This window comes from Nocardia implantans, from assembly GCF_035544775.1.
Lineage (GTDB): Bacteria > Actinomycetota > Actinomycetes > Mycobacteriales > Mycobacteriaceae > Nocardia > Nocardia implantans.
On sequence record NZ_JAYKYQ010000008.1, the window covers coordinates 179,556 to 203,442 of the forward strand.

General features: G+C 70.0%; 22 protein-coding genes and 1 pseudogene. 14 read left to right on the forward strand and 9 right to left on the reverse strand.

What is annotated here, in order from left to right; translation table 11 throughout:
- Positions 1-47 precede the first annotated feature (47 nt).
- The 3 genes from serC to U3653_RS19995 all read left to right on the forward strand — a co-directional run bounded on the left by serC (position 48) and on the right by U3653_RS19995 (position 3,447).
- Complete coding sequence (gene serC, locus U3653_RS19985) at positions 48-1,172, forward strand: phosphoserine transaminase (RefSeq protein ID WP_195078244.1); 1,125 nt, start codon at positions 48-50, stop codon at positions 1,170-1,172.
- A gap of 210 nt (positions 1,173-1,382) precedes the next feature.
- Positions 1,383-2,429 carry a septation protein SepH gene (gene sepH / locus U3653_RS19990; protein WP_195078243.1) on the forward strand — a complete coding sequence of 349 codons (1,047 nt, stop codon included), beginning with the start codon at positions 1,383-1,385 and terminating at the stop codon, positions 2,427-2,429.
- Positions 2,430-2,703: 274 nt separating this feature from the next.
- Entirely contained in the window at positions 2,704-3,447 is a 744-nt protein-coding gene (locus U3653_RS19995; protein ID WP_195078242.1) for a DUF6928 family protein, read from the forward strand.
- A gap of 168 nt (positions 3,448-3,615) precedes the next feature.
- Here the strand turns inward: U3653_RS19995 and U3653_RS20000 are convergent, their stop codons facing one another.
- Both U3653_RS20000 and U3653_RS20005 read right to left on the reverse strand, forming a co-directional pair.
- Positions 3,616-3,915, reverse strand: a complete 300-nt coding sequence (locus U3653_RS20000) for a DUF2537 domain-containing protein (protein WP_195078241.1) — start codon at positions 3,913-3,915, stop codon at positions 3,616-3,618.
- Positions 3,912-4,715: a TrmH family RNA methyltransferase gene (locus U3653_RS20005; RefSeq protein ID WP_195078240.1), complete on the reverse strand. Its 804-nt coding sequence runs from the start codon at positions 4,713-4,715 to the stop codon at positions 3,912-3,914. The genes U3653_RS20000 and U3653_RS20005 overlap by 4 nt, the downstream gene beginning before the upstream one ends.
- Positions 4,716-4,825: 110 nt before the next feature.
- Here U3653_RS20005 and U3653_RS20010 point away from each other — a divergent pair, with 110 nt between their 5' ends.
- From U3653_RS20010 to U3653_RS20020, 3 genes are all read left to right on the forward strand, one after another.
- Positions 4,826-6,028 carry a GNAT family N-acetyltransferase gene (locus U3653_RS20010; RefSeq protein ID WP_195078239.1) on the forward strand — a complete coding sequence of 401 codons (1,203 nt, stop codon included), beginning with the start codon at positions 4,826-4,828 and terminating at the stop codon, positions 6,026-6,028.
- A gap of 39 nt (positions 6,029-6,067) precedes the next feature.
- Complete coding sequence (locus tag U3653_RS20015) at positions 6,068-6,469, forward strand: YccF domain-containing protein (protein WP_195078238.1); 402 nt, start codon at positions 6,068-6,070, stop codon at positions 6,467-6,469.
- A gap of 200 nt (positions 6,470-6,669) precedes the next feature.
- On the forward strand, positions 6,670-6,897 hold the full coding sequence (locus tag U3653_RS20020) for a hypothetical protein (protein ID WP_195078237.1): 228 nt from the start codon (positions 6,670-6,672) through the stop codon (positions 6,895-6,897).
- A gap of 37 nt (positions 6,898-6,934) precedes the next feature.
- Here the strand turns inward: U3653_RS20020 and U3653_RS20025 are convergent, their stop codons facing one another.
- Complete coding sequence (locus tag U3653_RS20025; RefSeq protein ID WP_043686798.1) at positions 6,935-7,372, reverse strand: MarR family winged helix-turn-helix transcriptional regulator; 438 nt, start codon at positions 7,370-7,372, stop codon at positions 6,935-6,937.
- A 116-nt stretch (positions 7,373-7,488) separates the two neighbouring features.
- On the opposite strand from U3653_RS20025, the gene U3653_RS20030 reads away from it, so the two are divergent.
- Complete coding sequence (locus U3653_RS20030; protein WP_195078236.1) at positions 7,489-7,728, forward strand: DUF2530 domain-containing protein; 240 nt, start codon at positions 7,489-7,491, stop codon at positions 7,726-7,728.
- 6 nt (positions 7,729-7,734) lie between these two features.
- Here the strand turns inward: U3653_RS20030 and U3653_RS20035 are convergent, their stop codons facing one another.
- A complete protein-coding gene (locus U3653_RS20035) occupies positions 7,735-9,789 on the reverse strand; it encodes a neutral/alkaline ceramidase (protein ID WP_195078235.1) in 2,055 nt (684 codons plus the stop codon).
- A 126-nt stretch (positions 9,790-9,915) separates the two neighbouring features.
- On the opposite strand from U3653_RS20035, the gene U3653_RS20040 reads away from it, so the two are divergent.
- On the forward strand, positions 9,916-10,533 hold the full coding sequence (locus U3653_RS20040; RefSeq protein ID WP_228827672.1) for a TetR/AcrR family transcriptional regulator: 618 nt from the start codon (positions 9,916-9,918) through the stop codon (positions 10,531-10,533).
- 8 nt (positions 10,534-10,541) lie between these two features.
- On the opposite strand, the gene U3653_RS20045 is transcribed toward U3653_RS20040, so the two are convergent.
- Positions 10,542-13,457, reverse strand: coding sequence for a sacsin N-terminal ATP-binding-like domain-containing protein (locus U3653_RS20045; protein WP_195078234.1), 2,916 nt, complete (start codon positions 13,455-13,457; stop codon positions 10,542-10,544).
- Between the two features lie 950 nt (positions 13,458-14,407).
- Positions 14,408-15,142, reverse strand: a pseudogene (locus U3653_RS20050) (DUF3027 domain-containing protein); the annotation flags it as partial.
- Between the two features lie 17 nt (positions 15,143-15,159).
- Between U3653_RS20050 and U3653_RS20055 the strand changes: the two are divergent.
- The 3 genes from U3653_RS20055 (at position 15,160) to U3653_RS20065 (ending at position 18,408) form a co-directional block, all read left to right on the forward strand.
- Positions 15,160-15,933, forward strand: coding sequence for a glutaminyl-peptide cyclotransferase (locus U3653_RS20055; RefSeq protein ID WP_195078233.1), 774 nt, complete (start codon positions 15,160-15,162; stop codon positions 15,931-15,933).
- 91 nt (positions 15,934-16,024) lie between these two features.
- The gene (locus U3653_RS20060) at positions 16,025-17,830 is read left to right on the forward strand and encodes an MFS transporter (RefSeq protein ID WP_195078232.1); all 1,806 of its coding nucleotides are present in this window, start codon (positions 16,025-16,027) and stop codon (positions 17,828-17,830) included.
- Entirely contained in the window at positions 17,827-18,408 is a 582-nt protein-coding gene (locus tag U3653_RS20065) for a DUF2771 domain-containing protein (RefSeq protein WP_195078231.1), read from the forward strand. The genes U3653_RS20060 and U3653_RS20065 overlap by 4 nt, the downstream gene beginning before the upstream one ends.
- 165 nt (positions 18,409-18,573) lie before the next feature.
- On the opposite strand, the gene U3653_RS20070 is transcribed toward U3653_RS20065, so the two are convergent.
- A complete protein-coding gene (locus tag U3653_RS20070; protein ID WP_063023190.1) occupies positions 18,574-18,993 on the reverse strand; it encodes a cold-shock protein in 420 nt (139 codons plus the stop codon).
- 188 nt (positions 18,994-19,181) lie between these two features.
- On the opposite strand from U3653_RS20070, the gene U3653_RS20075 reads away from it, so the two are divergent.
- Positions 19,182-19,424 carry a hypothetical protein gene (locus U3653_RS20075; protein WP_323124132.1) on the forward strand — a complete coding sequence of 81 codons (243 nt, stop codon included), beginning with the start codon at positions 19,182-19,184 and terminating at the stop codon, positions 19,422-19,424.
- Between the two features lie 410 nt (positions 19,425-19,834).
- The gene (locus tag U3653_RS20080; protein ID WP_195078230.1) at positions 19,835-20,461 is read left to right on the forward strand and encodes a resuscitation-promoting factor Rpf1 domain-containing protein; all 627 of its coding nucleotides are present in this window, start codon (positions 19,835-19,837) and stop codon (positions 20,459-20,461) included.
- A gap of 83 nt (positions 20,462-20,544) precedes the next feature.
- Here U3653_RS20080 and U3653_RS20085 read toward each other — a convergent pair whose 3' ends face one another.
- Entirely contained in the window at positions 20,545-20,733 is a 189-nt protein-coding gene (locus U3653_RS20085; RefSeq protein ID WP_039795086.1) for a hypothetical protein, read from the reverse strand.
- A gap of 95 nt (positions 20,734-20,828) precedes the next feature.
- On the opposite strand from U3653_RS20085, the gene U3653_RS20090 reads away from it, so the two are divergent.
- Positions 20,829-23,123 carry a helicase-associated domain-containing protein gene (locus tag U3653_RS20090; protein ID WP_195078229.1) on the forward strand — a complete coding sequence of 765 codons (2,295 nt, stop codon included), beginning with the start codon at positions 20,829-20,831 and terminating at the stop codon, positions 23,121-23,123.
- On the opposite strand, the gene U3653_RS20095 is transcribed toward U3653_RS20090, so the two are convergent.
- Entirely contained in the window at positions 23,124-23,654 is a 531-nt protein-coding gene (locus U3653_RS20095) for an LppU/SCO3897 family protein (RefSeq protein WP_195078228.1), read from the reverse strand.
- Positions 23,655-23,887: the final 233 nt, after the last annotated feature.

A 23,887-nucleotide genomic window follows, 5' to 3' on the forward strand; every position in this document is an offset into this window, starting at 1 on the left:
GGAGTGTGGGCGTCGCCACAGCGACACCACCGACTACCCTGTTGGCCATGACCTCTGCGTTTCCGACCATTCCCGACGACATCAAGCCCGCCGACGGACGGTTCGGCTGCGGCCCCTCCAAGGTGCGCCCGGAGCAGCTGCAGTCGCTGGTGAACGTCGGCGCCTCGGTGTTCGGAACCTCGCATCGGCAGAAACCGGTCAAGGACGTGGTGGCGCGCGTGCGCTCCGGCCTGCGCGAGCTGTTCGGCCTGCCGGACGGCTACGAGGTGGTGCTCGGCAACGGCGGCACCACCGCGTTCTGGGACGCGGCGGCCTTCGGCCTGGTCCGGGAGCGTTCGCTGCACCTGACCAACGGTGAGTTCAGCTCGAAGTTCGCCGCCGTGACCAAGGGCAACCCGTTCATCGGCGACCCGATCGTGGTCTCGGCGGAGCCGGGCAGCGCGCCGGAGCCGGTGTCGGACCCGTCGGCGGACCTGATCGGCTGGGCGCACAACGAGACCTCCACCGGCGTGTCCATCCCGGTGCGGCGTCCCGCGGGCTCGGAGCACGCGCTCATCGCCATCGACGCCACCTCCGGCGCGGGCGGCCTGCCGGTGACCATCACCGACGCCGACGTCTACTACTTCGCTCCGCAGAAGTGCTTCGCCTCCGACGGCGGCCTGTGGGTGGCGCTGATGAGCCCGGCCGCGCTGGAGCGGGTCGATGAGATCAAGGCTTCGGGCCGCTGGACGCCCGATTTCCTGTCGCTGCCGATCGCGATCGACAACAGCACCAAGGATCAGACCTACAACACCCCGGCGCTGGGCACCCTGCTGCTGTTCGCCGACCAGATCGAGTGGCTCAACCACAACGGCGGCCTGGACTGGGCGGTCAAGCGCACGCTGGACTCCTCCTCGCGGCTGTACTCCTGGGCGGAGTCGAGCGAGTACGCCACCCCGTACGTCACGGACCCGGCGCACCGCTCGCAGGTGGTCGGCACCATCGATTTCGCCGACTCGGTCGACGCGGCCGCGGTCGCGAAGATCCTGCGCGCCAACGGCATCGTGGACACCGAGCCCTACCGCAAGCTCGGCCGCAACCAGCTGCGTATCGGCATGTTCCCCGCGATCGATCCGGACGACGTCAGCCAGCTGACCCGCTCCATCGATTGGGTCGTGCAGAATCTCGGCTGAGCGCCGCATTTCTCGGTCCGGAGCGCGCAACACGCCCGGGATCGACACGCCGCTGAATTAGCCAAAGCGGATCGAACAGAGCAGATTAGCGGGGCACGGACATCTCCGAGGAGATTTCCGTGCCGCGTGTCCTGCCCCATGAATCTCAGATGTGCACTACTGTTTCGGAAAGTGGGCGGTGTCGCGAGTCGACGCGATAAGGAGGTAACGGTGCGTGAACTTCGAGTGATCGGGGTGACGCCCGACTCCACGCACATCGTGTGCATCGACACCGAGTCCGGTCAGAAGTTCCGGCTGCCCGCCGACGACAAACTGCGAGCCGCCGCGCGCGGAGACCTTGCCCGATTCGGCCAGATCGAGATCGAAATGGAAGCAACTATGCGTCCCCGCGATATCCAGGCCCGTATTCGTGCAGGGGCCTCCGTCGAACAGGTCACCGAAGAATCCGGAATGCCGGCCAGTCGCGTCGAGCGATTCGCCTATCCGGTGCTGCTGGAGCGAGCGCGCGCCGCCGAGCTCGCCCAGAAGGCCCACCCGGTCCGCCCCGACGGTCCCGCCGTCGACACCCTCATCGATGTGGTCACCGCCGCGTTCACCGCGCGCGGGCACAACATCGAGGGCGCCGAATGGGACGCGTGGAAGGACGAGAAGGGTTACTGGGTCGCCCAGTTGCAGTGGCAGAACGGGCGATCGGAGATCGCGGCGCACTGGCGCTACCAGCCGGACGCACACGGCGGCTCGGTCTCTCCGCTCGACGACCCGGCCTCCGACCTGATCGATCCGGACTTCGGACGCGCGCTGCGCGGGCTGGCCACGATCGTGCCGCCGGAACCCGAGCCCGCGCCGCAGCCGGAGCCGGTGGCCGAACCGCGTCCAGCCCCGGCCGCGCCGCCCGCGCGCACCGCGAGCCGTCAGAGCCAGCCGACGTTGGACGAGTACTACGAACAGCGGGCCGTCGCGGCCGGTGGCAGCGCCGCCGCGATCCCGGCGGGCAACGCGCCGTCGCCGTCGCCGGCGCCGGCGCCGGCGACGGCCGCTGCCACGCCTCCCGCCGCCGGTAACGCGGCGCCCGCCAACGGGGCCGCCGCGACTGCGGCCACCCCCGCCGACACCGCCGCGCCTGCGCCCGCCGCGACCGAGGAGCCCGCGAAGCCCGCGGCCAAGGCTCCGGCGAAGCCGACGCGCAGCAAGCGCGGCAAGGCCCCGATGCCGTCCTGGGAGGACGTGCTGCTCGGGGTGCGCAGCTCGGGTCACTGAGCGCCCCCGCCACCGCGGGTCTTCTTCGCGCCGATCGGGGGCGCGGTAGCGCGCTTCCCGGGTTCGCCCGGCTTTGATGAGCGCGTGAAATCAGCGGTCACGAACCGGTGTTCACGGTGCGAAGCCGCACCGAGGCCGGAGCGAGGCGAGTAGATTTTCGGTGGGTCGACGAGCGTCGGCGCCGACGGTGGCCGCAGCGGTGCCGCGGTCTACGCCGTCGTGCGTTGCTCGAAGTTCGCGGAGTTGATTCGTGTGACTATCGGGAGGTGCCGGAATGCTATCCAAGGCTTGGTCGCTCTGGTACGTCGACGCACCGGACCCGCTGGCAGTACTGCGCGCGAGCCGTAATCCCGATCCCCAGGCGGCACTGGCACTGGCCAAGCAACTGCACGAAGACCGCGACGTGCAGCCGATCCTGGCAGGCACGCTGGCGGGTTGCGCGGGCCCGGCGAGCGACGAGGTCTGCATCGGTTGCTTTCCCGGCGTGACGGTGCTGTGCTCGGCGCAGGCCGCGCGCATCCGCCCGACCGAGATCCCGGCATTGCTGGTGCGCCCGCTGGCCTCGGAACACACCTATCTGGTGTCGTTCGACATCGAGCACGGCTGGGGTGCGTTCGCGCACTGGGAGCGCGGCGAGTTCCGCAGGTCGTTCAGCTCGACGCGGGTACACATCCTGGAGGACGAAGGACTTCCGCTGGTGTGGGAGCGGTCCTACTGGGCAGGAGAACATCCGGTGCGCTGGCGCGCCGGCGAGCTGCCCGACCCGCAGTCGCTGCCGTTCGATCCGCCCGACTTCGCCGACGCGGCCAACAACGAATGGCTCGGCTTCCACTACCGCGGTCCCGCCGCGCCCGGCACGCTCGGGCCAGGGGACATCCCCATCTGCAAGTTCGCGCTGCACCCGAAGGGCAAGCTGCCCGCCTCGCCGGTGCGCGGCTCAGGCGATGGCGGGGCACACACGACTTCGCGCAAGCGCGGCCTGTTCGGCTGGCTGAGCGGACACGACCCCGTCGGCTAGCCGCTTCGCCGTGCCCCGGGCGGCGCTGTCTCAGTGCAGCCGGACACCGTCCGCCGACAAACCGCGCACGCCGGAGCGAAGACCGGAGGTACGCACAACGCGCGCCGCCGGAGCGAACACCGGAGGTACGCACAACGCGCACGGCCGGAGCGAAGGCGGAGGTACGCCTCAGCCGAACAATCCCTCCAGCACCAGCACGACCCATCCGAGCAGCACGCCCGCCACACCGCCGCCGATCACCCACCGCGTCACGGGGGTGAATCGCCAGCGCCAAGCGGTGGGCGCGGCGCCGCCGGCCGCGACCAGATTCACCGCCACCGCGAGCAACGGATGCACTTCGGCCAGCGCGGCCCCGAAGGAATACACCGCGACCGCAGAAAGCAGCGCCACCATGAACGCCACGGTGAGGCCAGCGCCCCACGGCGTCGGGTCCTGATAGGACCGATAGGGCCGGTACGGTTCGGTCACGCCGTCCTCACCCGCTCGTAGAACGCCATCGCGGCCGCGGTCGCGACATTGAGCGAATCGGTGCCTGGCGTCATGGGGATGCGCGCGCGGACGTCGGTGGCCCGCATGGCCTCCTCGGTCAGTCCCGGCCCCTCGGCTCCGAGCAACAACGCCACCCGCTCCCCCGTCATCGCAGCGGCCAGATTCGCCGCCGCCGGATCGGGCGTGAGGGCGATGATCTGGAATCCCTTGCGCCGCAGTATATCCAGGCCACCCGGCCAATCCGGTACGGACGCGAACGGCACCCGGAGCACATGTCCCATCGACACCCGGACGGCGCGGCGGTAGAGCGGATCGGCGCAGCGGTCACCGAACAGGATCGCGTCGGCTCCCAGCCCGGCGGCGTTGCGGAACATGGCGCCGAGATTCTCGTGGTCGTTGACGCCTTCCAGCACCGCGACGGTGCGCGCCTTCTCGAGCACCTCGTTCATGCCGAGTTCGGCGGGGCGACGGGCGACGGCCAGCACGCCGCGGTTGAGGTGGAACCCGACCACCTCGGCCATCACCTCGGCCGTGGCGCGGTAGTACGGCACGTCGACGGTCACCAGGTCGTCGGCGAGTTCGGCGCGCCTGCGCTCCACGCCGAGCAGCGCGGTCGGCTGGAAACGCGAATCGAGCATGCGCTGGACCACCACGACGCCCTCGGCGATCACCAGGCCTTTGCGGCCGGGCAGATCTGGCCTGCGATCGGCCGACTTGAGATCGCGGAAATCGTCGACCCGTGGGTCGGCGGGGTCATCGATGTCGATCACTTCGGCCACCGCTCCATCCTGCCGGGCGGCCGCGGCCGGGTCCGAATCGGTGTTCGCCCTGCGGTCGCGGACCGCGAAAATGCGGTGCGGGCAGGTATGCGAGGTGGGATGGTCGAGGCATGACCCCGCCGGGAATCACCATTCGGTCGGCCACCGCGCACGACGCGCCCGCGATCACGACCCTGTTGGAGACCTCGTTCGGCACCCGCTCCGACCCGGCCGAAGCCGAACGATATCCGCTGCTGTTCCCGCCGGAGAGCGCGATCGTGGCGGTCGACGGCGGAGAGGTCGTCGGGCACGCCCAGTCCACCACCATGACGGTGACCGTGCCCGGCGAGCGAACGGTGCGGGTGTGCGGCATCGCGGGCGTCGGCGTCGCGCCCACGCACCGGCGACGCGGCATCCTGCGCGCCATGTACGCCGAACAACACCGGCGCGTCGAGGCCGCCGGCCTGCCGTTGACCATGTTCACCGCGAGCGAGGGCGGCATCTACGGCCGGTTCGGCTACGGCACCGCCACACGGGAGAACGCGGTCGGCATCGACCGGCGCTTCGCCGGATTCCTCCCGTCGACGCCCGATCCAGGCGGTGTGGCGCTGCGCTCGCCGAGCGAGCTGCGCGCGGCGGCGGAAGCGATCTACGACCGCTGGCGCAGGCTGGTGCCGGGCGCACAGGTACGTCCGGCGGCGGCCTGGGACATCGTTTTCGACGATCCACAGCGTTATCGCGAGGGCGGAACCACCCTGTTCGGGCTCCTGCACGCCGACGGCTACGCGCTGTATCGGTACCACGCGGACGGCAGGGCGCGGACGGTGGAAGTCGTCGAACTGCGGACGGTCACGACCGAAGCGCACGCGGCCCTGTGGCGGGCCCTGCTGGGGCTCGATCTGGTCCGACGGGTGGATGCCGTGCTCACCGACCACGACCCGCTGCCCTATCTGCTGACCGATCCCCGGCTGGTGCGCACCACCGCACGCTATGACGGACTGTGGCTGCGCCTGATGGACGTCCCCGCCGCGTTGACGGCGCGCGCTTACGCCGGCGACCTGGATGTGACGCTCGCGGTGACCGATCCGTTCCGGAACGCGGGCGGCACGTTCGCACTGCGCGTGCGGAACGGACAGGCCGAATGCGAGCCGACCGACCGTGCGCCCGATATCGAACTCGGCATCGATGTGCTCGCGAGCATGTATCTCGGTGCGTATCCCGCCCGGGTCTTCGCGGCGGCGAACCGGTTGCGCGCGAAGGACGCCGCACGGCTGCGTGCCTTCGACGACGCCTTCCGCGCGGAGCGGGACGCGATGCTGGGCTGGTTCTTCTGAGGGCGCGCACCGCGCCGCGCCGCCTGGCATGCTGGTCTCATGAAGCCGATCCAGTTGGTTCTCAACATCCTGTGGCTCGTCCTCGCCGGATTCTGGCTGGCGCTCGGCTACATCGCGGCGGGAATCATCTGCTTCATCCTGATCATCACGATCCCCTTCGGCATCGCGTCGTTCCGGATCGCCGCCTACGTGCTGTGGCCGTTCGGCCGGACCACCGTGGAGAAGCCGGGCGCGGGCGCGGGTTCGCTGATCGGCAACATCATCTGGTTCGTCGTCGCGGGCTGGTGGCTGGCGCTCGGGCACCTGCTCACCAGCATTCCGCTGTTCGTCTCGATCATCGGCATCCCGTTCGGGTGGGCCAACCTGAAATTCATACCGATTTCGCTGTTCCCACTGGGACGGGAGATCGTGGACAGCGACCGGCCGTTCGGCGCGCAATAGCGGCAGCTCAACCGGGGTTTACGCCCTGGGCGGCGGGGACGGCGAGCCACGCCGCATCGCGACAGTACTGTGATCTGAATCACAGACTGTTAACGAAGTCACACCCCCGTGCGATGGTTAGCTAGAAGGTAACTGATTTATTTCCAGTGCCCACAGCGTCCCGAGCGGGCGCCGAGCCGACCGCGCAGGAGGGCTCCACCATGACCGACCGAACCGCCCGCAGGGCCGACTCGGACACCGCGCCACTCGCGCCGATCGCGGTGATCGTGGGGGTGCTGCTGCTCATCGGCGCGGCCACCCAGCTCCCGCACCTGCCTCGATGGGCCGACGATTACGGAGTTCTGGTCTATCCGGTCTTCGTGCTGTGGCTGACCGTCGCGGGTGGGCTGCTGTGGTGGGGCGCCGGGATCATCCGGACCAAGCGCTGATCCACGCCGCGCGCGGCGAATCCTGTTGCTGCGGTGGCTACTCGGATTCCGCCACGATCTGCTTCATGATCGCCACGGCACGGGTCAGCACGACGAGCTGCTCCTCGGTGAGCGTCGACAGCTGCTCGGTCATCCACGCCTCGCGGGCGCTGGCTTCGTCGGCGATGAGCGCGCGGCCCGCGGGGGACAGCGAGACGATGATCTGACGGCCATCGGTCGGATGCGGATTGCGCTCGACCAGATCGAGGTCGGTGAGCGAGGCGATGACACGGGTCATCGAGGGGGGCTGCACGCGTTCCTTCGCCGCGAGCGCACCGGGGGTCATCGCGCCCTCGCGCGCGAGCGTGGCGAGCGCGGAGAGTTGGGTCAGCGAGATCTGCGAGTCGGCCCGACGGCCGCGCAGGTGTCGCGTCAGTCGAACGACCGCCAGCGAGAGCTCACCAGCAAGGGCTCTGACATCCGATGGCGTTGTCACAGTGCCAAACGATACGGGACCGATGGCGGCCGGTCGCGGCTTCCCGCCATGGTCCGACCACCTCGGCTCCGCGCGGTCGGCGGACTCCGCCCGGCAGGCCCGATTAGGCTGAACCCGTGACACCGAAAGTCCCGCAGCTTCCGCCGCGCCTGACCGACCCGCGCCCCGTGCTCGCGGTCGGCAGCGCACTGTGGCTGATCGCCACCGTGGTGGTGTGGGCCGGCGGCGACCGGTGGGCGTCGGCGCGTCCGGTCTGCCTGATGGGGTTGGTGGTCGGACTGATCGGGCTGGTCATCTACCTGGTGCAGCGCCGCGGCGCCCGGCGCGGGGACAAGGGCGCGCAGACGGGCTTGTAGGGCGGATTACGCCCGGACCAACTCGAATTCGTCGGTGGTGCCGGTGAGCGGGTAGAGCCCGCCGCCGGGATCCAGACGGGTCGCATAGTGCTGGAAGCGATAGCGTCCCGGCTCGGCGTCCGAAGGGATGTCCCAGGTGAACCGAGCCACCGACTCCGCGAGCCCGCGTTTGCTCCAGTGGTATTTCACCGCCCACTCCCCCTCGTTGGCCACCCGCACCCACTCGCCCGACGCGTTCCTGCGCTGCACTTCCAAGAAGGTCCCGTTGCGCCGGTTGTCGTGTTTCGGATGCGCCGAGACGAATTCCGCCAGCACTTGATCTCCGGGGCCGTAGGACGGGTGCGGTTGCACCAGCACGTCACCGAAGTCGCGGCCCGGCACGGCCGCGTCCGGCCCCGCGCCCGGCTGGAAGTTCGGCTGCAGCTGGGACACATCGCGCGGGGCGGGGCCGCGCGGCACCGGCCTGCGGGCGGCGAATGCCGTGGCCAGACGGGTGAACTCCTGCTGATAGGCGCACAGGGTGTAGCGGCCGAACAGCGTCGAAGCACCCTCGTATTGCTGGGAATCGTATTCCTCTGGCGTGGTGACGTATTCGTGGTAGGCGTTCGCGTATCCCTGCATCAGCACCTGCTCCAGCGGAACGTCCAGCGCCGCGGCCACGGCCCGGCGAATGCGCAGGCCCGACGTGATGGTGAACTCGCCACCCGCCGCCGCCAGATAGAGTTCGCCGATGCGAACGAGCTGAATCGGCAGCACATTCGGCACCCAGGGCACCGGAGGCAGCAAGCCGAGGGGCACCGCGATCGCTTTCGGCGCCTGCGCGTCCGCCAGCCAGCCCGGAGCGGGCTGGGCGGGATCGCCGAGCGCGTCCAGGAACGGGTTGCGCACGCCCTCCGGAATCGGACCGCCTGGCAGGCCGGGACCATCCTCGACGCTGCCCGCGATCAGCGACACACCCGCCGCGGCCGGTGCGGTGCGCCGCGGTAGTCCGTCCGGCGTGAAACGGCCGTCCACGGCGATGTCGGCGAGATCTATGTAGCACAGCATCCCGTCGACCGGGCCGGAGATCGAACGGGCCCGGGCCGCCGCCTCCTCGGACGCCGCGTATTGCCGTTCGCCGAGGATTCGGGTGTTCTCGAACTCGTCCTCGGTGGGACCCGAGCCTTGGCGCAGGTTCAGGTTCGGGGACATGTCACCGGCGTTGGTCTGCGCGAAGGCCGCGACGAACGCGGGCTTGCCGTCCAGGTAGCGCACGCCGTGCTCGATGTGCTCGCAGCGGAACGACGCGTAGCCCTTGTTGTCCGAGCTGATCAACCGGTTCGCGTTGGTCATGGAGGTGTTGTGGGTGGCGAACCAGGTGATGGTCCCGGCCACCCGGTCGCCCTTGCGCAGGACGAGCGTGGTCACCGCCGGGTCGATGGCGTCCGGGAAATGTTGTTTGTCCGCAGGTGGATTCAGTTCCCACGCCACGCGCGACCGGTTCACGCTCGCGTTGCGCAACTCGGCGCGGCCGACGGCCAGCGAACCCGGCCCGAGATCGGCGTGCGCGGCGGCGATCGCCTCGACGATCCCGTTCACCTCGGCGTCGTACACCTGCTGCTGGAAACCGAGGATGGACAGGTTGTAGGCGTAGTCGTTGCTGGAGCCGCCGCAGGTCGCGTGCGAATGGGTCGAGGTCAACAGCACGTTCTGCTCGGTGTACCGATCGCCGAAACGGCGGGCCAGTTCGGTCAGCACGCCGCGGTGCACGGACTGGAAGATCATCCCGTTCTCGGCGACCACGAAGACGATCCGCCGCCCGGCGCTGCCGATGATGAACGCCCGCGCCCGCGGACGCAGATGGATGCCCGCGGTCTGCTGCTCGAGCTGGGAGTAGCCCATCATCCCGCATTCGGCGGCCGGGCCGGTGATGTCGGAGAGTCCGACGCCGATCTCGTAACCGCCGGCATCCGGTGCGGCGGCCGCCGGAACGCCGAGTGCGTCGCTCGTGCCCGTCACGGCCGCGAGCGCGGCGGACCCGATCGCGGCGCGGGTCAGAACAGTTCGGCGTGACACCGGCATACCCGTCTCCCTTCTGTCCGGATGCAGCGAACCACACAACTGGTCAGTCGTCCAGTCCAGATTTTTCCCGCCCATGAATTGACTGCGGGGGCCGTGGGCGCTTAACTCCCTTGGGTGTCCTCCCGATTGAGCGTCGAAGAACGACGGGCCCACCTTATCGAGGCCGCGATCGGCCTTGCCGAGAAAAAGGGTGTTGCGGGCGTGACCACGCGCGATGTCGCTCAGGCGGCCGGCGTCTCGCTCGGTGTGGTGCATTACTGTTTCGAAAACAAGGACGCGCTGATGACCGAGCTGGTCAAAGCGTTGTCGATGGAATTACGCGATTCCGTCGATGCGAACGAAACGGTATGGCAGGACGTCGGAAGTGGAAAAGAAGCCCTTCAAAAATTGATCCGGTCGGGTCTGGAACTGATGTGGCTGAACATCGAAGCCACTCCGGAACGACAGCTGCTCACTTACGAAACGACCACTTACGCGTTGCGCGAGGGCGAACAAACCCCGGCGAAACTCGCGATCGCCCGCGAGCAGTACAACTTCAACGACTCCACGGTCGCCGACATCCTGGAGCACGCGCGCGACGCCACCGGCAACACCTGGTCGGTCCCGGTGCAGACGCTGAGCCGGTTCACCCTGAACGTCATCGACGGTGTGGTGCTGCGCTGGCTGGTGGACAACGACAGCGAGAGCGTGCGCGGGCAGTTGGATCTGCTGAGCGAGATGCTGACCGGGTACGCGGCGCAGTAACCCGCGGCTCAGTCCCGCCGCGGCGCTCGGACGTGCACCTCGGAGCCGGTCTGCCACCAGGGCACCGCGACCGTGGTCTCGATCGCACCGCTCAGCCGCACCGTCAGGTTCTGGTGCACCACCAGCTCACCCGTTTGCGGAGGCAGCGTGAACAGCTGCCGCAGCACGACGCCCAGCGGCTCCGCCGCCCAGGTCGTGCGACGGCCGGTGCTGGTCACCTCGGCGGTGACGACCTCCGACACCAGCGGCAGATCGAGCAGAGCCGCCAGGGACGATGCCGTTTCGGTGTCGCCTGCCACCAAGCGATCCGGCGGCACGGCGAGGCCGAACCACGGTAGATCGAGGACGAACGCGTCCTCCGGATCGACCACGGCGCCGGTGAGCGCGCGCACGCGATCGGGCGGTTGCAGGTCGGCGAGATCGAGCAGGCCGGCGGCGACAGCGGCGGCCAAGCGGGCATGGGTGCGCGAAACCACGTCCGGCGATGGTGTTCGCACGGGGTCGGCCAGCGCCTCCAGCAAAGCGGCGGCCAACTCGTCGGTGATCGTCCCTGGGTCGGCGAGAACCGCGCGACAAGCGTCCGGGTCGACACCGGCGATGGTGAACGTCGGGAGCAGTCCGTCGAAATCGGTGTCGGCGGGATGGCGCAGCAACCCCAGCGCAGTGCCGTCGACCCGCGCGTACCGGCGCAGCCACCACGCGGTGTAGCCGTCGGCGTCGGCGAGCAGGCGACGGGTGCGCGGCGATGCGGCCAACTGCCGCAACGCTTCCGGCCAGGCGGCGTCATCGATCAGATCGAGGTCACGGACGGCCACCAGCTCGGGTGGGTCCTCCTTGAGCGTCGACCACCAGTGTTCCTCGTCGTCCAGGTCGTGGTCGGGGCCGGTCGGATCGGCTTCGACGAGCACACCGAAATCCCAGCCGACGCCGACGGCGCGCAACGCCTCCGTGCCGTAGCGCTCGACGAGTTCGGCGGCTGCCGTGCCGAACGGCGCGTCGGGAACGAGCAGCTCACGCAGCGGCGCTCCGGGCAACAGCAGTTCGTCGGCGGGTCGCGACTCCCCTTGCGCGTCGGGTAATTCGAGCAAACCGAGCCAGGAAGGAAGGGCCTCCCGATCGGCATGCGCGGCGAGACGCAAGATCGCATCCGCGGTGTCGGGGTCGCCCGGGTGGTCCTCCAGATCGGCGCGCAAGCCGGGATCGGTCAGAAGATCCTCGGCGGTGGCCGACCGCGCGCCGAGCCGAGCCAGCAACGGATGCGCGGCCTCAGGATGCGCCAGCCGCGCCCAGTGCAGCGGGATCGCGACCTCGAGCTGATCGTCCAGCACCACGGTGCGAGGCCCGGTGACGAGCCTGCCGTCGGCCAGCGGTACCGCCAGCGCGCCCAACTCCTCCGCCGCGAGCGGATCCGCCACGAACGGTTCGAGGGCGGCGTAGAAGGACCGCCACCAACTCGGCGGCCGCTCCAAGCCCACGGACAACTCCGCCAGCCGCGCCAGCCCGAGCCGGTGCACGTCCAGGACGCCCATGGCTTCGGCGTGCGCGCTCCCGGACAGGTCCGGGAGCACGAGAGGACCGACCACTTCGTCGAGCAGGTCGGCCAGTTCGGCGGTCAGACCGGCGAAGATGTAGGCGCGGGTGGGGACGGCGATGTTCTGGTGGTGCGTCGGTCCGGCGGTCGACGGTGCCGCGGCGACAGCGAACGCATCCGGTTCGCCAGGAGGCGATGTGACGTCGGCTGATTCGGTGCCGGACCATGCGCTCAGCACATCGAGAGCCTCGGTCCCCGAGGCCGAGCCCCGCAGGCCCAGCGCTTCGATATCGGCGGGGAGCCGCTCGATTGCGGCTTCCGAGTGAACGCGCCGGTGCGGGGCGACCACGGGCAGCCAAGGACGGGTCCGCAATTCGCGTAGCAACGCTTCACGCAGCAGGCCATCGGCCTCGCTGCGGGCGAACCCGGGCGTCGGCACCAGCACGAGCCGGTCGCGTGGCGGAAGAGCACGAGCGAAATCCGCGTAGCCGTCGGCCAGTTCGCCGAGCCGCGCGCCGGGCAGCAACCTGCGCCGATCCGGCTGCATCGGGATATCGGCGATGAGCAAGGCGGGCAGTGACAGTTCCTCGTCCGACCTGGTCGGCGCCCGCAGCACGTCGGGGGCGGCGGCCACCGGCCTGCCGTCGCGCACCGGCAGCAGCCAGCGGGCGCGCCGCGTGCGGTACTGCCACCAGGTGCGCTGTTCGCTGCCTGGGCCGTCGACGTAGACCTCGTGCAGGCCGTCGCCCATATCCTCGGCACTGCTGACGAATTTGGCCGTGCCGATCCGGATGCGCCCCAAGGCTGGCAACTCCAGCAGCAGATCGACGGCTTCGGCGTGCATCGCGGCCAGCAGCGCTTCGGCGTCAACGTCGGCGCGCAGCCGCAGCACCACCTCGGTGTCGAGACCGTCCGCCGGGCGGACCTCGATCGGCCAGGCCAACCGCAGCACCGGAGGGGCGAATTCACCCGCGTCAGCGGCGGGTAAAGGAATCACGTTGTCGCGCAGAGCCTCCCGGGTTTCGGTACGGGAAAACCGCAGCGATCCGGAGGCCGACCGCAGCTCGATGTCGTCGCTCACCGCGAGCACCGCCGTGAAACCGACGCCGAATCGGCCGACGGTCCCGCCGTCGGATTTCCCCGACGCGCGCAAGGCGGTGAGCGCCTGCACACCCGAGACGTCCAGCGGCGCACCCGTATTGCCGATGTGCAGGTCGCGACCGTCGAGCCAGACCGCGACGGCCCCTGCCACGCCCGCCTTGCGCGCGGCATCGGCGGCATTCTGCGCCAACTCGGTCAGCAATCGGTCGCGGTAACCCGCGCGAACCAAGTCGTTCTCGGTGGCGGCGTCCTCCCGCAACCGGGTCGGCGAGTCACGCCATGCGGCGAGCACCGCCGCGCGCAACGCCGACGTGCCGAACGGGTCGGCTGTCCCGCTCAGCTCCGCGGCGATGACTGGAACTCCGGCCGTGCCTCGTCCTCGGCGACACCCGCCCCGGATGGCGCATCGACGTCTTCGGTACCGGCCGACGTAGCGGTGGGTTCCGGTCCCGGAGTGGGGGACGACGAAGCGGACTCGTGCGCCTCCGCCACGGCGTCGGACGCCGGGGCCGACTCCGCCGCGACGGCTTCAGCCGGGGCCGACTCGACCGCGCCGGCCGGCACGGCGTCCGAGCCGGCCGCTGCGACCGACTCTCTCGATGCGGTATCCGATTCCGGCGCGCTCGTGCCGACGGCATTCGACTCGCCGACGTGCGTCGGTGCACCGCTGCTCAGCGCCGCGGATGAGGTCGATCCCGCCGCGTCCGCTTCCGTCGGTTCGGACGTCGCGGGACCGGCACTCTCATCGCTCACCGAAGCAGCCGTGCCCTCTGCCTGGCCCACGGTCGTACCGGTCACGCTCGACGCGGCTGCGGGCTCGGCGGGCGAGGAACTCACATGCGCTTCCGACTCCGTCGCAGTGGCCCCTGGATCAGGCTCTGCCGCCGTGTTCGGGACGGTGTCGGCGATAGCGGCACCGCCCTGAGCGAAGACCGAGTCCGGGGCAACGGCCGCGTGTTCAGCCACCGCGTTCTCGCCGGACGCAGCGACCGCTTTCTCAGCGACCGCAGAGTTCTCCCCGACCGGAGGCTTCTCGGCTGGCCCGGAATTCTGGTCTGTCGCGATGTCCTCGGCGACCACCGCCTCGCGGGCCCGCGCAGTGGCGTCCGCGTCCGGGCGGAGTTCACCGGTCTGGGCCACGTCCTCCGCGTGCTCGGCCGCGCCATGCCGATCCACGTCCTCGGACGGAGCTGCCTCGACCTGTTCGCGCTTACCGTCGCGCGGCTCGTCCCTGTGGAGTGTGATCACCTCGATGGCCGAGTCGTCGTACGCCTCGTACAGCGGCGACCCGTTGCCGGTGGGGACCTTGGTGTCCGAGTGCGCGCCACAGCCGTAGGCGACGTGGACGACGTGACCGTCGGCGCCCATGGCGTTGCCGCAGACGCCGAACGCGGCGCGCAGCGACCCGGCGAGCGGCAGATAGAAGCCGCAGCTTCCACAGGTGGCGGGCGCGGCCTTGGCCATCTCCGAATCGGGCCCGTACTGGCTGTACCAGCGCTCGGCGGCCTCCTCGCGGCCTTCCCTGCTCATCACCTTGGTGCGGCCGAGGCCGACCTCGTAGGCCACTTCGTCCACCACCGGGTCGCCGGTCGCGACGTAGCCGGGCACCAGGCGAGGATCGTCGGCGGGCGGGGCGAGCAGATCGCCCGGCGCGAGGTCCCCGGGGCGGACCCGCTGCTCCCAGGGCACGAACTCGGGCGCGACCAGAGCATCCGGCCCCGGCAGCAAGGCGGACTCGCTGACCGTCGCGCGGTCGGCACCGGGCGGTGCGGCCACCACGACCGCCCACTGCCACCCGCGGTAACCGGGCAGCGTGGCCTCGAAACGATGGGTCGCCGCGCTCTCGTCCTCGGCGATCACGCCGAGGTGCGCGCCGACGGCCGACGGTTCCAACTCCAGGAGCGCACGGCGGGCCAGGTCGACGGCATCAGCCAGAATCGGCCGCACGCCGGACTCCGAAACAGAAACTGCGCTCACGGCCTACATTTTGCCGTATGGAGCGCAATCGGCGTGCGTTGGCCATCAGTGTGCTGGTCGGTCTGCTCATCCTGGGCGGATGCGGCGGCGCGGCGGACCCGGCGCCCGAGATGAACATCGAGGTACTCGGCACCCGTCCGCACGATACGAAGGCGTTCACCCAGGGTCTGGAAATCGACGGCGATGTTCTGTTCGAGAGCACCGGTCTGGCCGGTGCGTCCGGCGTGCGCGCGTCCCGGCTGACGACCGGGGAGGAATTGGCCAGAACCGAACTGCCCGCCCCGTACTTCGGCGAGGGCATCACCCTCGCAGGCGCCACACTCTGGCAGCTGACCTGGCACGACGGCGTTGCCATCGCCCGTGACCCGGCGACGCTGGCCGAACGCGGCCGGGTGAGCTATGACGGCGAAGGCTGGGGTCTGTGCGCCAGGAACGGACGACTGGTCATGAGCGACGGCACCGACCGCCTCACCTTCCGCGATCCGGTCACCTTCGCCCCCACCGGCTCGATCGAACTGACCAGCCACAACGGCGCGCGTCTCAACGAACTCGAGTGCGCAGCGGACGGGTCGGTCTACGCCAACGACTGGCCGACCGACACCATCCTGCGCATCGACCCGGACTCCGGCGCGGTGCTCGCGACCGCCGACGCCGCCGGTCTGCTCCCCGCGACCGCGCGGGCCGGAGCCGACGCGCTCAACGGCATCGCGCAACTGCCCGGCACCGACCGGTTCCTGATCACGGGCAAGAACTGGCCCACCATGTTCGAGGTCCGTTTCACCCCCGCCTGAGCACGATCGCGGTCGCGACAACGATCACTTTCCGCCGCCACCACGGAGCGCGCGTGAACGCCCGGCCCGGGAGTGCGCCAGAATTGGAGTCGTGACTACTCCCCGCGAACCTTCCGGTCCCGGCCGTGATCGGTGGGAAGGCGAGGAGGTCCCGCCGTTCGATCGGCATCCCGGTTTCGATCGGTACCCGCCACCCAACGCGCCGCGGCGCCGCAGGCCGCTGCCACCGCTCGGCCCGGGAGCCGGACGCGCCGCCGAGCGTTACGACCAGCCGGGACCGCCGCCGAGCCCGCGACGCGACGCGCCACCGCCCGCGCAACCCCCGCCGACCAAGCCGTTCCCCGTCGGCCCCGACGCCGAGCAGCCGGCGAATTCCGAGCCCCCCGGCGAACGGCGGATGCCGCGCAAACTCACGGTCACCCGCGTGGCCGCGATGCGCGGCAGGGAACTCACCGAAAAGGGCATCGCGACCTTCCAGCGCGCGGCCAAGGCCGACGGCGCGGACAAGTCCGGCCTCACGGCGCTCACCTACGCCACCATGGCGAACTTCGCCCTGGACGCCGCCATCGCGGTGGCGCTGGCCAACACCTTGTTCTTCGCCAGCGCGACCGCGGAGAGCAAGACGAAAGTGGCGCTGTACCTGCTGATCACGATCGCGCCGTTCGCGGTGATCGCCCCGCTGATCGGGCCGCTGCTCGATCGGCTGCAGCGCGGTCGCCGCTTGGCGCTTGCGACGTCGTTCGCGGTGCGCGCGGTGGTCGCGGTGGTGCTGATCTTCCAATTCGACACCTGGGCGCTGTATCCGCTCGCGCTGTGCATGATGATCGGCAGCAAATCGTTCTCCGTGCTGAAGAGCGCGGTCACGCCACGGGTGCTGCCGCCGGACATCGATCTGGTCCGCACCAACTCCCGCCTCACGGTGTTCGGGCTGGTCGGCGGCACCATGGGCGCCGGAGCGCTGGCCGGGCTGGCCGCGGCGATCGCGGACTCCAACGGCGCGCTGGTCTTCGCGGCGCTGATCGCCTGCGCGGGGGCGTATCTGAGCCTGCGCATCCCTTCCTGGGTGGAGGTGACCGAGGGCGAGGTCCCCGCGACGCTGAGCTATCACGGCGCCGACGCGCGCACCGAGGTGCTCTCCTCCGGCGCGGAGTCGTCGGTCCCGCCGCGCAAACGCAGGCAACCGCTCGGCCGCGCCGTGGTGACCGGCCTGTGGGGCAACAGCGCCATCCGGGTGCTGACCGGGTTCCTCACCTTCTACGTCGCGTTCGTCGCCAAGGCGACCGAGCACCGGCCGGTGCAGCAGGCCCTCATGCTCGGCGCGGTCGGCGCGGCCGCGGCCGTCGGCAATTTCGCGGGCAACGCGACGGGCGCCCGGCTGAAGCTGGGCAGGCCATCGCTGATCGTGCTCGGCTGCACGGCGGCGTGCGCGCTGGTGTCACTGTTCGCGACGTTCGCGGACAACCTGCTCGGCGCGGCAGCCGCCGCCCTGGTCGCGGCGGGGACGAGCGCGCTGGCCAAGGTGTCGCTGGACGCCTCGATCCAGGACGACCTGCCGCCGGAGTCGATCGCCTCCGGCTTCGGGCGGTCGGAGACCGTGCTCCAGCTGAGCTGGGTCGTCGGCGGGGCGGCCGGTGTGCTGCTGCCGACCGACTATTGGAAGGGCTTCGCGGTGGTCACCGTGATCCTCGTGCTCGGCTTGGTGCAGACTTTCCTCAGCTTCCGAGGTCATTCGCTGCTGCCGGGCCTCGGCGGCAACCGTCCCCAGCACGCGGAGCAAGAAGTGCCGACGACGCGGCCGCACGGATATCCGGCGAACGCGCCACGGGCAGAGGATCCGGCGCCGCGCGGCGGCGACACCACACGCTTTCGACGAGGGCAAGGAGACCCGATCTGGTGAGCAAGCTCAACGCACGCACGATCGCCGCGCTGGTCGCGGCCGCACTGCTCGTGCTCACCGCCGCCTTCGCTGGCGCGCTCGCGGTGCTGGTCCGCGACGCCGAGAAGCCCGACGTCACGCTCACCGCGTACGCGCACGGGAAGACGGTCACCGTGCGACCGTTCAGCTACTGCTCGGTGACCATGCAGGATTGCAGCATCCTGCCCGAAGACAACGTCCCCGGCACGGTATTCGCGACGCTGAACTGCGGCCAGGACACACCGGACTGCCACCGTGGCCGCACCGTCGAACTGGAAGTCCCCGCCGGTTACCCACTGCAGCTGTCGCTTCCGAAGAAGGTCGCCGACGCGCCGTGGCTCGCACAACTGGTCTACCTTTTGCCGAACGGCGAAAAAGTCGACCAGGTGATCAGCCGTAACGACTACCCGGACCGGGCTTTCGCCCTCACCATCGATTCGAAACCGGAACCGGACCTGCGCCTCATCGGCGTCGAGTTCCAGCTGCCGATCCTGGCCCGCGACGAAACGGGCCGTGAGTTCTACGTGCCGCACGCCACCTGGTCGATCAGCACGGCTTGACAAGTCCGAGCGCACCGCTTTTCGTGGACCTCGCGGGTGCCGGCGCGCCTGGTGACACGCGGCGCAGGCACGGGGCCACGCTCAGCTCAGTCGAGGCGAACAGACCTCGAACCGGTTCCACCGGCAGCTCGACGGCCGCCTCGAAGGAAGCGGCACCGAGCGGAATCAGCGGTCCAGTTCGCGAGCCACCGCGCGGACGACCTCCGAGATGCGTTGCGCCGTCTTGCGATCCGGATACTTGCCCTTACGCAGATCCGGCTGCACCTTCGCCTCGAGCAAGGTGATCATGTCCTCGACCATGCCGTGCAGTTCGTCGGGCGTGTGCCTACGCGCGGCAGGTTCCTTGCGCGCGTTGCGTTCCTGGCCCTGCCGCACCGACGGCGGCGCCTCGAGCAGCTTGAGGCTCAGCGCCTGTGGCCCGCGACGGCCTGCGGCCATACCGAATTCCACGCGCTGGCCGGGCTTGAGGCCCTCGACGCCCTGGGGCAGCGCGGACGAGCGGACGTAGACGTCCTCACCCTCGTCCTGGGAAAGGAAGCCGAAGCCCTTTTCGACGTCGTACCACTTCACCCTGCCGGTCGGCACTGCGCTCACCCGTTCATCATCGAAAACTCGGACCCCTACGGCCCGAGCACATCCGTCTGCCGAGCCGGTCGCGCGACCGGCTCTTTTCCTGTGCGAAAAGAACGCGCCCAGCAGGATTGCAGGACGCGATTGCCATCGAGTCTACCCCGGTGCGAATAACGCAAGCACATCAGTTTTACCGTCGATCCGTGACGAACCCTTCCACTCCCACCCCGCCCGGCGACGCTGAGCGGCGGCGCGGCGACTGGTTGCTGCGGCTCGCGCTCTCGGCGTTCGCGCTGGGATTGCTGGCAATCATCGCCATCTTCACGATCCCTTTGCTGACCGACGCGGAGCCGGGACTGTGGCTCTACTTCGGGGCGATGCTCGCACCGCTCGGCTTCGTGCTCGCGCTCGTGTTCGCCCTGCGCTCCGGCCGGCGGTCGCGCTGAACCGGAGAGCCGACCTCCGATCCGACCACGAACCGGTTACCCCGCGCGATCGTTACCCACGCCTGTGTGTGATCCTCGTCACATTACGAGTAGGTCACGGAGTGGTGACGGCCGGCGGCGAACCCGACCGCAGCGTCTCTAGCTGCGCGAAGCCCCATTTTTCGCACCGATACCGCGCCGAGACCCATTGGTACACGCCGGTTACCAAATAGTGATTTTTCCCGCGGTTCGTCGTACCGTCTTATCCAGCCGGGGCACACCCGGCGACCACCGGCCCGCCGCACCGAGCCTCGCCCCGCGGGTACCGGACCCCCGACGGAAACGTAGGGGCGAGGGCGGAACGGACGACCTCTCAGTCCGAACCAGAACCGAAGACGTCGCAGGTGCGTCGAGAGGAAGACGAACCCGATATGAGTGGACGCCATCGCAAGCCAAGCTCGACCGGACGCACGGTAGCCAAGGTTGCCGTCACCGGGGCCATCATCGGCACCGCCGGTGTGGCCTTCGCAGGCAACGCCAGCGCGGCACCCGACTCCGACTGGGATCGACTCGCTCAGTGCGAGGCCGGCGGCAACTGGGGCATCAACACGGGCAACGGTTTCCAGGGCGGGCTGCAGTTCTCGCCCAGCACCTGGCGCGCCCACGGCGGCCAGGAATACGCCGCCAGCGCCAACCAGGCCACCCGCGAACAGCAGATCGCGGTCGCCGAGAAGGTGCTCGCCTCGCAGGGTTGGGGCGCTTGGCCCTCCTGCTCCTCGAAGCTGGGCCTGAGCAGCGCGCCCACCCCGCGCTCCGCGCCCGCCACCGCCGAGACCCCGCGCTGGAACCCCGCGCCGCAGCCCGCCCAGGCCGCGCCGGCGGACACGCAGCAGATCTTCTCGGCCGTCGACCGCGCCCTCGAGGTCGTGCAGAGCCAGGGCGTCCAGGTGCCCAAGGAAGCGCTCGATTTCTTCAACGCCGCCAAGTCCAGCGGAGTCACCCTCGACCCCGCGATCGTGAACTTCTACGAGGCGAACAAGGGCCTGTTGCCCTCCTGACCCGGAACGCTTCGCAAGAAGGGCCCCGCATCAACGTGGATGCGGGGCCCTTCTTCGTAGCCGAGAACGTTCCGGTCGCGCGCTCAGCGGTTGATCACCGTGTTCGGGTGCATGTAGGGCAACTGCTCAGCCGGAACCGGGAACTCGGTGTCCTCGCCGTAAGGCGAGAGGCCACCGGAGCGGGCCGAAGAGAGTTCGGTGACCGCGTGGTCACCGTCGGCGACCTTCGGCCAGCCGTTGTCGACATAGGATTTCTTCGATTTGTTCACCACGGCCCCATGCTAGCCCGGCCGCTGCGCTCGGATGCGCCGCAGCCCGTACCTCCGGACGTCGGCGGGCGATCGCCCAGCATCGTAGGCTGGATCGGATGACCGCGACCGACTCCCTTGCCGGATGGCTCGGCGCCCGCAGTGATGCCCAGCTCGTGACGCTGCTGCAGCTTCGGCCAGACCTGGCCGTGCCGCTGCCGTCCACCATGGCCGTGCTCGCCGCCCGCGTCGAGCAGCGCGCGTCCGTGCTGCGCGCCACGGAGGACTTGAACACCCTCGAATTCGCCCTCGTGGAAACCCTTGCCAGGCACGGGGTGACGCGGCCCGACGGCGGCCCGCTGCGCCCCGCGGATTTGCATGTGCAATTGAGCGAACGGGTGCGGGCCGCCGCGATCGACGAGGCACTGGAACGGCTGACCGCTCGCGCGCTGGTCTGGATCGACGCCGAGCAGGGACTGCACCTGATTCCGGCGGCCGCCGAGGCATTGCCGTGGCCGATCGGCGCCGCGACCGAGATCCCCGACGCGCTCACCGAACCCGAAGTGGTCGCGGCGCTGCCCGAGCTCTCGTCGGCCGAACGATCCCTGCTTGACAAACTGGCCGCGACCGGGCCGCGTGGCCGCACCAAGGACGCCGCACCGGGCACTCCGGCCGACCGGCCGATCCAGCGCCTGCTGGCGCGCAGGCTGTTGCACTGGATCGATGACGAGACCGTCGAGCTTCCGGTCACCGTCGGCCAGGTGCTGCGGCGGGAACCGGTCACCCACCCGCACGCTCTGACGCCGCCGCGACCCGAGACCACGAAACAAACGCCCGCCGAGGTGAACGCGGTGGCGGCGGGCGAGGTGGGCGAGCTGCTGCGGCACTGCGCGGCCGTGCTCGAGGTACTGGGCCAGGCCCCGGCTCCCGCCTTGCGCGCGGGCGGCCTGGGCGTGCGCGAGCTGCGCCGCGTCGCCAAGCAGGCCGGTGTCGACGAGCAGCGCGCGGGTTTGCTGGTCGAGCTGCTGGCGGGCGCGAAATTGATCGAGAAGGGTTTGCCGGACCCGCCGCCCGACTTCGAGACGACCGACGACTTCTGGGCGCCGACACCACTGGTGGACGCCTGGCTGGAAGCGCCGCCCGCCCGGCGCTGGGCCACCCTCGGACTCACCTGGCTGGATCTGGACCGGATGCCGTGGATGATCGGCATGCGCGATGCCAACGACAAGCCGCTGGCCGCTCTGTCCCTGGAACTGCGCACCCCGACCGCGCCGCGCGACCGGCGCGCGATCCTCGCCCTCCTCGCGGAATACCCGTCCGGCACGGCGCTGGCCGCGGCGGATATCGGCCGCCTACTGGCCTGGCGGCAGCCGCGCAGGCGCAGGAACTTCCGGCCGGAGGTGGTGGAACAGACGTTGGCGGAGGCGGCGGCGCTCGGGCTGATCGGCCGCGGCGCGCTCGGCTCGGCGGCGCGGGCGCTGCTGCACGCGGCGCCGACCAGCGTGGCCGACGCCGAGGCCGAAATGGAGGCGGCGCTGCCGGAGCCGGTGGACCACGTGCTGGTGCAGGCGGACCTCACGGTGATCGCGCCAGGCCCGTTGACCACCGACCTCCAGCGTCGCGTGGCCCTCGTCGCCGACGTCGAATCCGCGGGCGCGGCAACGGTGTACCGGATCGGGGAGTCCTCGGTGCGGCGCGCCCTCGACGCCGGGCTGACGGCGGCCGAACTGCACGCGCTGTTCGCCGCGCATTCCCGCACGCCGATCCCGCAGGCGCTGACCTATCTGATCGACGACGTGGCCCGGCGCCACGGCCAGTTGCGCGCGGGCATGGCGCAGTCGTTCATCCGCAGTGACGACCCGGCGCTGCTGGCCCAAGTGCTGTCCGCGCCGGTGGCGAGCGCGCTGGCGCTGCGATCCATCGCGCCGACCGTCGCCATCGCCCAAGCTCCGCTGGGTGAACTGCTCGAGCAGCTGCGCGCGGCCGGTTTCGCGCCCGCGGGTGAGGACTCGACCGGCGCGATCGTCGATCTGCGACCGCGGGGAGCGCGGATCTCGGTGCGGCCCGCCGCGCGGCAGCCGTATCGGCCGACACCGCCGAGCACCGAACAGCTCGAAATGCTCGTCACCGAACTGCGGGCGGGCGAACGCGCCGCCAGCGCCCGATCCGGTCAGGCGGTGCGCCCGGACGGCACCAGGACCAATACCGCCGCCACCCTCGCCCTGCTGCAGCTCGCGGCGCGGGTGCGGCGGTCGGTGAACATCGGCTACGTCGACGCTCGCGGCGTCGCCACCCAGCGGGTGGTCGAGCCGTTGAAGGTGGGCAACGGGCAGCTCGACGCGCTCGACCCGGTCACCGGCGCGGTCCGGCACTTCACGCTGCACCGGATCGCGTCGGTCGCCCTGCTGGAATGATCAGCCCTTCGGCTTGGCCGTGCAGAAGGTGACTTTGGGGTCCGATTCGATGAGGCGGAAGCCGTCGGCGTCCTGATCGCACAGCAATTCGTCGGCCTTGCCATCGATCCGCTTCAGCACCTTGAAGGTGGCTTCCGGGGAAGAGCAGTCGACGTGCTTGTATCCGGTGGTGCTGCTCTCGTTGTAGCAGCTGCCTTCCTTGAAGTTCGGCGCCAGGCACAGGAAGGCGGTGGTGCCGCCGGCCAGCGTCTCCTCGTAGGAGGTGTAGTCGGCGGCGCAGTCGGTCTTCTTGTCGTAGGACTGCGCGACCTTGTACACGGCCTTGTCCGACGAGCAGTCGACCGGCTCGGTCTTGGAATCGACCGCGGAGCCCTCGATGACGTTGATGCAGTCACCGACCCCGGCCTTGGCGGTGTCCGACTTGCCCGCGTCCTCGATCATCGAACAGCCGGCCACCGCGACCACCACCGCGGCCACCGCGACGAGGGCGAGCACCAGCCGTGCCAGCAGCCTCGTTCCTGGAAACTTCACCTGAAAACCTCTCTCACCGAACACGTTCACGGGCTCGTGAACGCGGTGAGGATACCCGCACGACCTGAGCGGCCGCATCAGCCCGCCGGGCGACCTCGCAGGGCGCGCTAGTAGCTGTGCGTGCCGTACAGCCCCATGAGCGCGTAACCGAGGATGCTGGGGAGCAGACGGCCGAGCAAGAAGAACGCAGAGTAATTCACTAGCAACGCCTTTCGCGTATTCCGTGCAACTGG